The 13,665-nt window shown below is 62.9% G+C and carries 7 protein-coding genes, 1 tRNA gene, 2 rRNA genes and 1 pseudogene; 5 read left to right on the top strand and 6 right to left on the bottom strand.

The annotated features are described in order from the left end of the window. Positions 1-434 precede the first annotated feature (434 nt). From selD to OKW30_RS24810, 4 genes are all read left to right on the top strand, one after another. Entirely contained in the window at positions 435-1,493 is a 1,059-nt protein-coding gene (gene selD, locus OKW30_RS24825; protein ID WP_429347887.1) for a selenide, water dikinase SelD, read from the top strand. A gap of 117 nt (positions 1,494-1,610) precedes the next feature. Then, positions 1,611-2,678: a tRNA 2-selenouridine(34) synthase MnmH gene (gene mnmH / locus OKW30_RS24820; RefSeq protein ID WP_429347886.1), complete on the top strand. Its 1,068-nt coding sequence runs from the start codon at positions 1,611-1,613 to the stop codon at positions 2,676-2,678. A gap of 25 nt (positions 2,679-2,703) precedes the next feature. Beyond that, complete coding sequence (locus tag OKW30_RS24815) at positions 2,704-3,759, top strand: permease (RefSeq protein ID WP_429347885.1); 1,056 nt, start codon at positions 2,704-2,706, stop codon at positions 3,757-3,759. Positions 3,760-3,795: 36 nt separating this feature from the next. Beyond that, positions 3,796-3,930, top strand: a complete 135-nt coding sequence (locus OKW30_RS24810) for a hypothetical protein (RefSeq protein ID WP_143037237.1) — start codon at positions 3,796-3,798, stop codon at positions 3,928-3,930. A 76-nt stretch (positions 3,931-4,006) separates the two neighbouring features. Here OKW30_RS24810 and dhaL read toward each other — a convergent pair whose 3' ends face one another. From dhaL to OKW30_RS24790, 4 genes and pseudogenes are all read right to left on the bottom strand, one after another. Beyond that, on the bottom strand, positions 4,007-5,710 hold the full coding sequence (gene dhaL, locus OKW30_RS24805; protein WP_429347884.1) for a dihydroxyacetone kinase subunit DhaL: 1,704 nt from the start codon (positions 5,708-5,710) through the stop codon (positions 4,007-4,009). A gap of 285 nt (positions 5,711-5,995) precedes the next feature. Next, positions 5,996-6,072: transfer RNA gene (locus tag OKW30_RS24800), tRNA-Val, on the bottom strand. A 78-nt stretch (positions 6,073-6,150) separates the two neighbouring features. After that, the gene (locus tag OKW30_RS24795; protein WP_429347883.1) at positions 6,151-7,641 is read right to left on the bottom strand and encodes a M81 family metallopeptidase; all 1,491 of its coding nucleotides are present in this window, start codon (positions 7,639-7,641) and stop codon (positions 6,151-6,153) included. Further along, positions 7,638-8,965 (bottom strand): annotated as a pseudogene (locus OKW30_RS24790) (Zn-dependent hydrolase). Before OKW30_RS24790 ends, OKW30_RS24795 begins: the two are co-directional and overlap by 4 nt. A gap of 396 nt (positions 8,966-9,361) precedes the next feature. Here OKW30_RS24790 and OKW30_RS24785 point away from each other — a divergent pair. Continuing rightward, entirely contained in the window at positions 9,362-9,823 is a 462-nt protein-coding gene (locus OKW30_RS24785; protein WP_184039035.1) for a hypothetical protein, read from the top strand. A 179-nt stretch (positions 9,824-10,002) separates the two neighbouring features. Here the strand turns inward: OKW30_RS24785 and rrf are convergent. Beyond that, positions 10,003-10,116 (bottom strand): 5S ribosomal RNA (gene rrf / locus OKW30_RS24780). A gap of 225 nt (positions 10,117-10,341) precedes the next feature. After that, positions 10,342-13,327: ribosomal RNA gene (locus OKW30_RS24775) — 23S ribosomal RNA — on the bottom strand. Between the last annotated feature and the right edge of the window lie 338 nt (positions 13,328-13,665).

The following is a 13,665-nucleotide window of genomic DNA, read 5'->3' as shown; positions in this document are numbered from 1 at the left end:
GGGACAAAATTGATTATAGGTGCCGTTTCGCGACCTGCATCGTAGTGCATTCGCCACCCCGGTAGATGGGACATGCGAAAGTCACTTGAAAGGGCGGCACCCTGCTGGCACGATTTATTCCCGGTGCTGGGCACCGTTCATGCTGCATCCGCGAATAGTGACTCCCACTGACCTCGTCGGCGGACTATTGCGCTCCTATTAACTACCCAGGCGCCGCGGAATTGCGTTGTAGCGTAAAGAATTCGTTTCATCGCGCGTACATGCCGCTTGCATTTCCTTCGGCATTAGTATTTTTTACGCAGCCGTTTATCGCTCGGCAAAACGGGGTTCGAAACGGGTTCGGCATAGAGCCGGTTTGTGCCCGTGCCGACGCTGCACAGGGTGAAAACAACCCTCATAATGCGGTCATTCGACGAACCCCAACTCTCGCCCCCATGACCCAAGTCCAAGCAAGCCAGTCGCCCCGCCTGACGAGCCTGTCGCACGGCGGCGGCTGCGGCTGCAAGATCGCGCCCGGCCTGCTCGCCGATCTGCTCAAGCGCAGCGCGCCGCTGCCATTCTTCCCCGACCTGCTGGTCGGCAACGACACCGCCGACGACGCCGCCGTCTACAAGCTCAACGAAGACCAGGCGATCGTCGCGACCACCGATTTCTTCATGCCGATCGTCGACGATCCCTTCGACTTCGGCCGCATCGCCGCGACCAACGCGATCTCCGACGTCTACGCGATGGGCGGCAAGCCGATCATGGCACTCGCGATCGTCGGCATGCCGATCAACGTGCTGCCGCACGACGTGATCGCGGCCGTGCTGAAAGGCGGCGAATCGGTCTGCGCGGAAGCAGGCATCCCGCTCGCGGGCGGGCATTCGATCGATTCCGTCGAGCCGATTTACGGCCTCGTCGCGCTGGGCATCGTCGATCCGAAGCGCGTCAAGCGCAACGCGGGCGGCCAGGCCGGAGACGTGCTGATCCTCGGCAAGCCGCTCGGCGTCGGGATTCTGTCCGCGGCACTGAAGAAAGACCGGCTCGACGCGGCCGGCTACGCGGCAATGATCGGCGCGACCACCAAGCTGAACCGGCCGGGCGCCGAGCTGGCGCGGCTCGGCGGCGTGCATGCGCTGACCGACATCACCGGCTTCGGCCTGCTCGGCCACACGCTGGAACTCGCACGCGGCTCGAAGCTGACCGCGCGCGTGCGCTACGCGGACCTGCCGTGGCTGCCGAACGTCGCGAGCCTCGCGCAAGCAGGCATTTTCACCGGCGCATCGGGCCGCAACTGGGATGCCTACGGCCACGACGTGGTGCTGCCCGCTACCTTGCCGTCCGCCGGTCGCGCGTTGTTGACCGATCCGCAGACGTCGGGCGGGCTGCTGGTGTCGTGCTCGCCCGAAGCGGTAGACGAAGTGCTCGCGCTGTTCCGCGCCGATGGCTTTGCCGACGCACGGGTGATCGGCGAGCTGGTGAGCGGGAAAGCGCGGGTCGAAGTCATCTGAGGTAGGCGGCCGAAGGACGTCGCTGGAGAACCCCGGGAAGGACGCATATAACCGGCCCGAACGAGCCGCCCATGCGATAATTTCGGTCTTCCCGCGGTCCGTTTTGTCCCTACTCCCTTGAAAAGTTTTCTAGTCAGCCTCGACAAAGCCGGCGATTTCGATGAAATCGTCGACGTTCGCACTCCGCTCGAGTTCGAGGAAGACCATATTCCGGGCGCGACCAACGCGCCAGTGCTGAGCAACGAGGAACGCGTGCTGGTCGGCACGACCTACACGCAGGTGTCGCCGTTCGAGGGCACGCGGCTCGGCGCGGCGTTAGTCGCGCGCAACATCGCGCATCATCTGGAAACCACGTTCGCCGACCGGCCGCGCAACTGGCGCCCGCTGATCTACTGCTGGCGCGGCGGCAAGCGTTCGGGCTCGGTCACGACGCTGTTCAACATGATCGGCTGGTCGGCGCGGCAACTCGACGGCGGCTACAAGAGCTACCGGCGCGCCACGCTGGAGAGGCTCGAAACCCTGCCGCGCCGTTTCAGCTATATCGCGCTCGTCGGCCCGACCGGCAGCGGCAAGACGCGGCTGCTGTCGGCGCTGCATGAGGCCGGCGCGCAGACGCTCGACCTCGAGGCGCTCGCCTCGCATCGCGGCTCGCTGCTCGGCGCGTATACGGGCGTGGCGCAGCCGTCGCAAAAGCGTTTCGACACGCTGCTCGTCACCGCGCTGCGCGACTTCGACGTGAACCGGCCGGTGTTCGTCGAGGCGGAAAGCCGGCGTATTGGCTCCGTCACGCTGCCGCCCGCGCTGCTCGAAACGTTTCATCGCGGCGCGTGCGTCGAGGTGCGCTCGAGCAGCGAGGACCGCGCGGCGTTTCTGTTGCAGGATTACGCGCATCTGTTCGAGCATCCCGATTACTTCAAGGGACAGCTGGAACGGTTGATCGGTCTGCACAGCCGCGAGCGGGTCACGGGCTGGCTGCGGCTCGTCGACGAGAACCGGCGCGCCGAGCTCGCGCGCGAACTGATCGAACGGCACTACGATCCCGCATACGCGCGCAGCAGCGGCCAGCATTTCGAGCAGTTGCCCAACGCGCTGCAACTCGATTTCCGCCCGAACGACGCCGACATCGTCGAGCAGGCGAGAATGCTGCTCGCGCAGCTCGATACCCGCACGCTAGTCGTCGGTTGATCCACAACGACATTCAACAACCATCATGCAATCAACCCTTCGGCAACCCCGCGTCACGCTTGGCTGGATCGTGTTCCTGCTGATCGCCGTCGTCGGCCTCTTCTATGTGAAGTGGTTTCCGTACTACAACCGCGCGTTCGTCGCCGCGAGCCAGCATTCGATCGGCAAGTCGATCCTGATGGGCACGTCCGCGAGCGCGCCGGCGGCCTCATGGCAGGCCGCGATCGACTTCGCGCTCGCTTACGGCAAGGCAATCTGGCAGGCGATGGTGCTCGGCCTGCTGCTCGGCTCCGCGGTACAGGCGCTGATTCCGCCGCAATGGGTCGCGCGCGCGCTCGGCCGTGCCGACTTCAACAGCGTCGTCAAAGGCGGCCTGATGTCGTTGCCGGGCATGATGTGCACCTGCTGCGCGGCGCCGGTCGTCGCGGGCCTGCGCGCGCGTGAAGCGGCGCCGGGCGCGGCGATTGCTTTTTGGCTCGGTAATACCGCGCTGAATCCCGCTACGCTGATCTTCATGGGCTTCGTGCTCGGCTGGCAGTGGATGGGCCTGCGCCTCGCGCTCGGCATCGTGATGGTGTTCGGCCTTGGCTACGTCGTGAACCGCATGGTCACGCCGCAGGAAGCGCGAGCGTCGCGAGAGGCCGTCGCGCAACTGGTCAGCGCCGACGATCCAGGCACCCCGTTCTCGCGCTGGATCACGATTCTGGGGCGCATGACGCTGCGGCTCGTGCCGGAATACATCGCGCTCGTGCTGATTCTCGGCGCGGCGCGCGCGTGGCTGTTTCCGCACATCGGCCCGGACGTCGACAACAGCCTGCTGTGGATCATCGCGCTGTCGATCGCCGGCACGCTGTTCGTGATTCCGACCGCGGGTGAAGTGCCGATCATTCAGGCTATGCTGTCGTTCGGCATGGCCGCCGGCCCCGCCGGCGCGCTGCTGATGACGCTGCCGCTCGTCAGCGTGCCGTCGCTCGCGATGCTCGCGCGGTCGTTTCCGCGGCGCGTGCTGACGGTGGTGGCCTGTGCAGTGGTGGTGGGCGGTGTCGTCAGTGGATTGCTGGCCGTTACGCTGGGCTTCTGAGTTGGTTTTTGAGTTCGAGTCGTAGAAGAAGGAAGCATGAAACGTATTGCCGCATTCGCTGTCACGTGTTGGTCCGCTGCCGGGCTGCTGTACCTTGGACAGCACTCGGTGGCGCTGATCGCACTGAGCGGCGTCGTGGCGTTCGCGGGATTCGATCTGCTGCGGCCGTGACGGCGGCGTAGTTTTTCCCCGCTGCGAAAGTGCGCTCGTCCCTTGCGTTCGCCGTATCGTTCGCGTCCGCCTGCGCCTAACCGGGAAGCGCGTCGCGAATCGCCGCGAGCCACAACGCGACCGCATGCGCGCCCGGGTCCATATGACCGAGCGCGCGCTCGCCGACATAGCTCGAACGCCCGCGCCGCGGATGCATCGATGCGGTACGAGACGTGCCGTCGCTTGCCGCAGCGGCGGTGGCCTGCAATGCGGCATCCGTCGACGCTCTCTGAGCGAGTGCGTCGTGCAGCGCGTCGGCAGCGGGCCTCAGCGCATCGACCATCGTCCGATCGCCCGGCCGCGCGCCCCCCAGTTCCATCAACCCATCGACACCGGCGCTGAACGCCGTCGCCCATTGCCGTGCGGTGGTCCCGCCCGACTGTTCGAGCGCGGCCGCCGCGCGCAGCAGCATCACCGCGTACAGCGGACCCGACGTGCCGCCCACCACGCGCCGCAGCGTCGCCGACATGCCGCGCAATACCGCGCCCGGGGTGGTTGCGCACGCGTAGGAATCGAGCTCGAGCTGCACCGCGCGTGCGCCGCGCGCGAGGCTGATGCCGAGGTCGCCGTCGCCGACGCGCTGGTCCATTTCGGTCAATGTCAGCTCGGCTGCCAGCAGGCACTCGCAGACCGCTTCGATCGCGCGCCGCAGCGTCGCGTCACGCGCGAGCGTCGCGCCGCTCGCGCTTTGCGGCGCGGGTGGCGCCGCACGCACCGCGACCTGCGCGACGCGGCCGCTCAGCGCAGGCCATGCGCTCGTCTGTGAGGCGGCGTCGAGCAGGCTCAGCCGTTCGTCATCGATACGCAGCAGCGTCAGCGAGACGCCGGCCATTTCGAGCGCGCTCAGGAACGTGCCGGCCCACGCGCGCGCGACTTCGATGCCGCGCCCGGCAAGCTCGCGCAGCGCGGCACCAGCCACCACGTTGAGTTCGCTCGGCGGCGTGCCACCCAGATTGTTGACGAGCAGCGCGACGCGCTCGCCCGCCTGCAACGCGAGATCGTCGACGATCTTTGCAAGCAGCTTGCCGACGATCGCGTCGGCCGGCTCCAGCGCGCCGCGCGCCACGCCGGGTTCGCCATGAATGCCGAGGCCCCATTCGATTTCGCCATCGCCCAGCACGAAGCCCGGCTTGCCCGCAGCCGGCACCGTGCACGGCGTCAGCGCGACGCCCATCGTGCCGAGCGACGCGGCCGCTTCCCGAGCGAGCCGCGCGACCTCGGCCAACGGCAAACCGCGCGCGGCCGCCGCGCCCGCGATCTTGTGAACCAACACTGTGCCCGCGAGTCCGCGACGGCCCGCGTGATCGCCGCTCGCGCTCAGCGCGACGTCGTCGGCGACGATCATCATCTCAACGAGGATGCCCTCGGCGCGCGCGATTTCGGCCGCGAGGCCGAAGTTGAAGCGGTCGCCGGTGTAGTTCTTGACGATCAGCAACGCGCCCGCGGGGCCGGCCACCGCGCGTATCGCGTCGAGCACGGCGTCGGTGGAGGGCGAGGTGAAGACCTCGCCGGCTACCGCCGCGCTCAGCATGCCGTGGCCCACATAGCCGCCGTGCGCGGGCTCGTGGCCCGAGCCGCCGCCCGAGATCAGCGCGACCTCGCCGCGCGCGGCCACGGCCTGGGCATCGGCGCGCAAGACGCTCGTGCCGCCTTGCAATAGCGAGAGTTGGGGATTGAGCGCGATGAGCCCGTCGAGCATCTCGGAGACCACGGTGGACACATCGTTGATGAGCTTCTTCATTGCGTCAGCTCCGTTGGATGCTGCCGGCATCGCATGATCGAAGATGCGATGGGAACGGCAGTCGGGTCGGCGGCGAAAGCGGAAGGTCTAACTGTACCGCGCATTGTCGAACGACGACGCAACGGCGAGAGCGCGCGCGTGAACGTGCACGAGCCTCGAGCCACGAGCGGACAACAACAACGAAGGGGACATGATGCCGAACGGCGAAACTGAGGGAACGACTGGATCGATTTGACAGGACCGTAGACGAAAGCGGAACCGCTTTCGTCTACGTCACAGATGCGTTGGTAGGCTCGATTGGATTCGAACCAACGACCCCCACCATGTCAAGGTGGTGCTCTAACCAACTGAGCTACGAGCCTTTAGAGGCGCGAATTATAGAGACTCAATGCGGACTGCACAAGCGCTTGCCGCGACTTATCGAAACGCATGCATGTTGATCAGTTCGTCGCGGTCCATTCGGTGTGAGGGTCCAATGGATAAACCGGCCGCTTCACGTGCTCGAAGCTGAACAGACCATAGTCCGAACTCGTGACGCCGCGGCTATCGCATTCGACGAGTGCCTCCGCGATCGGCACGAAAACCGGCCGGCAATACATGCGTGATTTGAGCAGCAGAAAACGCGCGCGGCGCGGATCGATGCCGACGCTCTCGAACACGCCGAGATCCCACGGCTCATGCGTTCGTTCGGTCACGACGAGTTTCACCGTGCCGGTGTCGAGCACTGCCGCGCGCCCCATGTACGCGCGCTGGCCGGTGTAGGTCGGGCCGCTGATCACGTATTCGCCGTCGGTCAGCGCGCGCACGACGCCGGTCAGGGCAAGCGGCGAACGCGAGGGCAATGCATCGTTTGTGAGCTTGTTGCCGATCGCGAGCGTGACCGTGCTACCGACACCCGAGGCCGCCAGGGCCGCGACCGCCTGCGGATCGCACAACGGCCCGCTGACGATGCCTTCGAGGCCCTGCCTCAACGCTTCCTCGAGCAAATCCATCGTGTCGCACGTGCCGCCCGACATGCAGTTGTCGCCGTGATCGAGCATTAGCACCGGTTTATCGGCGGCGCGTGCCAGCGACGCCGCCCGCGCGACCGATTCGGCAAGCGGCGCGCTGCGATAGACGAAATCGTCGCGCTCGTCCCAGATCTGCCGCGCGATGCGCCCGGCGACCGCCTCCGCATCCGCGCGCTCGCCATTGCCCACGACGACGACGCTAATGCATGGCGCTTCGATATCGGCGAGCGAGAAGCCCGCCAGCACCGACACCGCGAGCATGCCGTCGGCCTCGGCGGCGCGCGCGGCATCGAGCGCGCGTTTCATCGCGCCGTCAACGCTCGCGCTGCGCAGCGTGTGCGTGAGCAGCGGCGGCTGACGCCACGCGATCACCGGCTTCGCGTGGCCCTCGATCATGTCGAACAGCAAGCGCGCTGCATGTGCGCCAGTCTCGTACATGTCGACGTGCGGATAGGTCTTGAAGCTCACGATGACGTCGGCGTTGTCGATCATTTTTTGCGTGACGTTGCCATGCAGATCGAGCGCGACCGCGATCGGCGCGTGCGGCAGCGACGCACGCACGCGCCCGAGCAGATCGCCTTCACCGTCGGTCGAGTTCTCGGCGACCATCGCGCCGTGCAGATCGAGCATCACCGCGTCGCAGCCCGTCGCGGCTGCCACGATCGCGTCGCAGATCGTATCGTAGGCGGCGGCGTCGACCGGCCCGCTCGGATTCGCCATGGCGGAGATCGGCGTCACGATTTCGGCATGCACGCGCTCGGCGGCGTCGATGAACGCGGCCATCGCGGTTTGCATGCCCTTGTTTTCGTCGAACGCGGCGCGGCCGTAGCTCGGACCGTTGCGGCCGAATGCGGCCAGCGGGGTCTCTACTGGCGAGAACGTGTTGGTCTCGTGGTTCATTCGTGCGATCAGGACCTTCATGCGCGCATGCTCCCCGTTCTCGACGCCGCGCTCGGCATCACCTGCAGCAGCATATTGCAGCCGGCTTCCAGATGATCGGCGCGCGCGTCCTCGATTTCGTTGTGGCTAATGCCGTCCTTGCAGGGAACGAAGATCCCCGCGCTGGGTGCGCCGCGCGCGAGATAGGCGGCGTCGTGGCCCGCGCCGCTGATCACGTCCATCGACGACACACCGAGCCGCTCCGCGCTCTGCCTGACCTCGGCGATCCATTGCGCGGCGAATCGCGCGGCGGGAAGAAGACGACCTGCTCGATGTCGATAGTGATGGGGGCGTCCAAGCTGCTGCTCGCGCGGGTGGCGGCGGCGTTGGTGGCGGCGTTGCCCCCATCGCTGCCCGCCTGCGCGCACGCTGCACGCCATGCGAGGTCCATCGCAGTGAGCGACGCGTCATCGGCTGCGCGCAGGTCGACGCTGAATTTCACGCGGCCCGCAATGACGTTGCGCGAGTTTGAATGCACGTCGAGCCAGCCGACCGTGCTACGGCCATGCGGCGCGTGATCGAGTGCGATACGGTTCACCGCATGGATCGGATCCGCGGCGACGAGCAGCGCGTCGCGGCGCAGCGCCATCGGCCCCGCGTGCGCTTCCATGCCGTGCACGATCAGGTCGTACCAGCGCTGCCCGAGCGCGCCCTGCACGACGCCGATGACCTTGTCGTGCGCTTCGAGCACGGACCCCTGTCCGATATGCACCTCGAAATATGCGCCGACAGCGTGCGACTTGCGATGCTCGCCGGCATAGCCGATCGCCGCTAGCGCGTGGCGCACCGCTACGCCGTCGCGATCGCGTTGCGCTAGCGCGTGCTCGAGCGTGAATGCGCCGGCGAACACGCCGGAGCCCATCATCACCGGCGAGAGTCGCGAACCCTCCTCGTTGGTCCACATGGCAACCTCGAGCGGCGCGATGGTCTGCACGTTGGTCTCGGCCAGCGGGCGCAGCACCTCCAGCCCTGCCAGCACACCATAATTGCCGTCGAATTTGCCGCCGGTCGGCTGCGTGTCGAGATGGCTGCCCGTCATTATGGGCGGCAGATCGTCACGCAGCCCCGTCCTCCGCGCGAAAATATTGCCGATCGCGTCGACCGGCACCGTGCGGCCGATCTCCTTCGTCCACGCGATGAACTGATCGCGTGCCTCACGGTCGAGTTCGGTCAGTGCTGGACGGCAGACACCGCGTTTGTCGGTCGCGCCGATCCGCACGAGCTGCATGAGACAGTCCCACAGCCGCGCGCCGTCGATCCGCAAATCGGCGGGCGTCGAGACAACGTTGGATGAATGAGTCTGCATCGATGCAATCTCGGGTCGAAGACAGCTGGATGGCGCTTGCCGGCGGGACTTGCTCCGTTCCGGCTTGCTGGCCGAAGTTGTTCCAATCGTCATGATAGAGAGGTTTCGCCGAGGTAGATGGCCGGACGCGAGCGAGGTGGCAATGCGGCGCGACGCCTTTCCGTGGGCAAGCATAGGAAGCAAAGCCGCTGGATTCGTGGGGAGTGAACGGCGCATCGCGGGCGATGTAGGTGCCAATTCGCTCGACGACGGACGCCGCGACGTGCCGGCAATCTGCGCGCAAGTGGCCGCCAGCAAACGTTTTCGTCGAAGGAAGCGGCTAAAACGCAATGAAGGCTCAACCTTTTGCGAAGCGCGCCGTTATTGCATGTGCTCAGGCAAACCCCTCGGATCTCCATGGCACAACCAATTCCTTTCCGCAACACTGGCGCCGCCCGCGCGCGGCATGCCAAAGCCATGCTGTTGCCCATCGCGCGCCAGATCGCCGACGATCTCGCGTTGCGAGTTCATCTGTCGCTCGACGCACTGCGCCGCGGCCTCGGTACGAAGAGCGATGCGCAGACGGTCACGCAGATCATGCTGTTGACCAGCTACCTCGCTGATGCTGGCTTTGGCTCGATGAGCCACGAAGAGCTCCACGCCGCGGACCGCGCCTCGGCGATGGTGTTCGACGCAGGTCGGGAACGCAACGAATGGAAACTGGACGAAGCGGGATTCGCGCTCTTTGCATCGATCGCAACGAGCTACGATCGGCAGCTGCATCGCGCTCCGCTTTGGGCGATTACGGAGGCCAGCGAAAGACTCGACCGCTTTATCGCAGGGGGATCCGATCGAGCGCCGGCGCGTAAGCGGGCTTAGCGTGTTTGGAGGAGGTGCTGACCGGCTGAGCCAGAAGGACACGGATTTTGGACGACCGCGTCGGAAGTCGCCGGATTACGAGGATGCGTCGCGGATCGGAAAGTAGTGAAGCGCGCAGAGTCGGCCGCGTAAACGCAGAAACCCCACCGCGGCGGGTGGTGGTTTCTGACTGGGGAGGAGCCTGACGATTACCTACTTTCACACGGGCAATCCGCACTATCATCGGCGTGGAGTCGTTTCACGGTCCTGTTCGGGATGGGAAGGGGTGGGACCGACTCGCTATGGTCATCAGGCATGACGGGTTGCTGCGTCGCAGGGTTGGAGCCAACCCTGCGACGCAGCCAATCGGGAAGAAGCGTAAAGGATTCGGGTGTGGGGGGTTGTGTTGTTTCTGGCACAACACTGAATCCCAACCGTGCGTTTCTGCTGGCTCCCGCGGGAGTTCACACCAATCCCCTTCGGGGATCGGACCGGCGCAAGTGCTCAAGCACTCACGCGGGTCGAGACACACCTGTTATAGGATCAAGCCTTACGGGCAATTAGTATCAGTTAGCTCAGTACATTACTGTACGTGCACACCTGACCTATCAACGTCCTGGTCTTGAACGACCCTTCAAGGGGCTCGAAGCCCCGGGGATATCTCATCTTAAGGCGAGTTTCCCGCTTAGATGCTTTCAGCGGTTATCTCTTCCGAACATAGCTACCCGGCGATGCCACTGGCGTGACAACCGGTACACCAGAGGTTCGTCCACTCCGGTCCTCTCGTACTAGGAGCAGCCCCCTTCAAATATCCAGCGCCCACGGCAGATAGGGACCAAACTGTCTCACGACGTTTTAAACCCAGCTCACGTACCTCTTTAAATGGCGAACAGCCATACCCTTGGGACCGGCTACAGCCCCAGGATGAGATGAGCCGACATCGAGGTGCCAAACACCGCCGTCGATATGAACTCTTGGGCGGTATCAGCCTGTTATCCCCAGAGTACCTTTTATCCGTTGAGCGATGGCCCTTCCATACAGAACCACCGGATCACTATGACCTGCTTTCGCACCTGTTCGACTTGTCAGTCTCACAGTCAAGCACGCTTATGCCATTGCACTATCAGCACGATTTCCGACCGTACCTAGCGTACCTTCGTACTCCTCCGTTACACTTTGGGAGGAGACCGCCCCAGTCAAACTGCCTACCATGCACTGTCCCCGACCCGGATCACGGGCCAAGGTTAGAACCTCAAACAGATCAGGGTGGTATTTCAAGGACGGCTCCATTGAGACTGGCGTCCCAACTTCATAGCCTCCCACCTATCCTACACAGACCGGTTCAAAGTCCAATGCAAAGCTACAGTAAAGGTTCATGGGGTCTTTCCGTCTAGCCGCGGGGAGATTGCATCATCACAAACACTTCAACTTCGCTGAGTCTCGGGAGGAGACAGTGTGGCCATCGTTACGCCATTCGTGCAGGTCGGAACTTACCCGACAAGGAATTTCGCTACCTTAGGACCGTTATAGTTACGGCCGCCGTTTACCGGGACTTCAATCAGGAGCTTGCACCCCATCATTTAATCTTCCGGCACCGGGCAGGCGTCACACCCTATACGTCCACTTTCGTGTTTGCAGAGTGCTGTGTTTTTATTAAACAGTCGCAGCCACCAGTTTATTGCAACCCTTTCACCCTTCTGGCGCAGGCCAGTCAGGCTATGAGGGCGTACCTTATCCCGAAGTTACGGTACCAATTTGCCGAGTTCCTTCTCCCGAGTTCTCTCAAGCGCCTTAGAATACTCATCTCGCCCACCTGTGTCGGTTTGCGGTACGGTCACTGTGAAACTGAAGCTTAGAGGCTTTTCCTGGAACCCCTTCCAGTTGCTTCGCCACCGAAGTGGCTCGCCTCGCACCCTTGAATTGCGCGCCCGGATTTGCCAAAGCGCCTTCTCCAATGCAAGGACCGGGACTTCCAACACCCGGACAACCTTCCGCGATCCGTCCCCCCATCGCATTTCACAATGGTGCAGAAATATTAATCTGCTTCCCATCAGCTACGCATTTCTGCCTCGCCTTAGGGGCCGACTCACCCTACGCCGATGAACGTTGCGTAGGAAACCTTGGGCTTACGGCGAGGGGGCCTTTCACCCCCTTTATCGCTACTCATGTCAGCATTCGCACTTCCGATACCTCCAGCACACTTTCCAGTGCACCTTCGCAGGCTTACGGAACGCTCTCCTACCATGCACATTACTGTGCATCCGCAGCTTCGGTATATGGCTTAGCCCCGTTACATCTTCCGCGCAGGACGACTCGATCAGTGAGCTATTACGCTTTCTTTAAAGGGTGGCTGCTTCTAAGCCAACCTCCTGACTGTTTTAGCCTTCCCACTTCGTTTCCCACTTAGCCATATTTGGGGACCTTAGCTGGCGGTCTGGGTTGTTTCCCTCTTGACACCGGACGTTAGCACCCGATGTCTGTCTCCCGTGATTGCACTCTTCGGTATTCGGAGTTTGCTATGGCGTAGTAATCCGCAATGGACCCCACAACCATGACAGTGCTCTACCCCCGAAGGTGAGACACGAGGCACTACCTAAATAGTTTTCGGAGAGAACCAGCTATTTCCAGGTTTGTTTAGCCTTTCACCCCTATCCACAGCTCATCCCCTAACTTTTCAACGTTAGTGGGTTCGGTCCTCCAGCACGTGTTACCGTGCCTTCAACCTGGCCATGGATAGATCACCTGGTTTCGGGTCTACACCCAGCGACTGGACGCCCTGTTCGGACTCGCTTTCGCTACGCCTGCCCTAATCGGTTAAGCTCGCCACTGAATGTAAGTCGCTGACCCATTATACAAAAGGTACGCCGTCACCCCGCTTTAAGCGCTCTCGCGCTTAAATCCACTTCAAGCGCGCAGTGGTCATGTTTCAGACTTGATGTCTTTTGACGCATTCATTTCATGAATGCGCCGAAAGCGCTTAAAGCGGGGCTCCGACTGTTTGTATGCATGCGGTTTCAGGATCTGTTTCACTCCCCTCCCGGGGTTCTTTTCGCCTTTCCCTCACGGTACTGGTTCACTATCGGTCGATCACGAGTATTTAGCCTTGGAGGATGGTCCCCCCATCTTCAGACAGGATTTCACGTGTCCCGCCCTACTTCTCGTACACCCAGTTCTTCCATGCTGTTTTCGTCTACAGGGCTATCACCTGCTATGGCCGCACTTTCCAGAGCGTTCGACTAACAATACGGATAACGTGTACCGGCTGATCCCATTTCGCTCGCCACTACTCTGGGAATCTCGGTTGATTTCTTTTCCTGCGGTTACTTAGATGTTTCAGTTCACCGCGTTCGCTTCACGTAGCCTATGGATTCAGCTACGGATACTCCATTAGGAGTGGGTTTCCCCATTCGGACATCTCCGGATCAATGCTCGTTTGCCAGCTCCCCGGAGCTTTTCGCAGGCTACCGCGTCCTTCATCGCCTGTGATCGCCAAGGCATCCACCACATGCACTTGTTCGCTTGACCCTATAACGGGTGTGTCTCTGTGTCGACCCACGTTAGCGCTTTAGCGCTTACGTGGGTCCCATCCCCGGAGGGGATAGACGCACTCGCTACAGGTTGAGTATTCGTGTTGCGCCGTATTCCAAGGCAATCTTTCGATCACCTTTAAAATACATCGATACAATCACAACCCTGATTCACCTACTCGGCACCCATCTCCAGGTGCCTTTCGTGAATCTCTTTACTACTTCTTCCTGATTGTTAAAGAACGGCAGCCGGTATGAAGCCTGTGCCTCATACCGCTCTGACTGGCTCAATCGCCAATGCGCAACGCTCTGCCTTCATGCAGAACCCTGCGCATT

Source organism: Paraburkholderia sp. Clong3 (assembly GCF_050436485.1).
GTDB classification, from domain to species: domain Bacteria; phylum Pseudomonadota; class Gammaproteobacteria; order Burkholderiales; family Burkholderiaceae; genus Paraburkholderia; species Paraburkholderia tuberum.
This window is presented reverse-complemented; position numbering and strand designations above follow the sequence as displayed.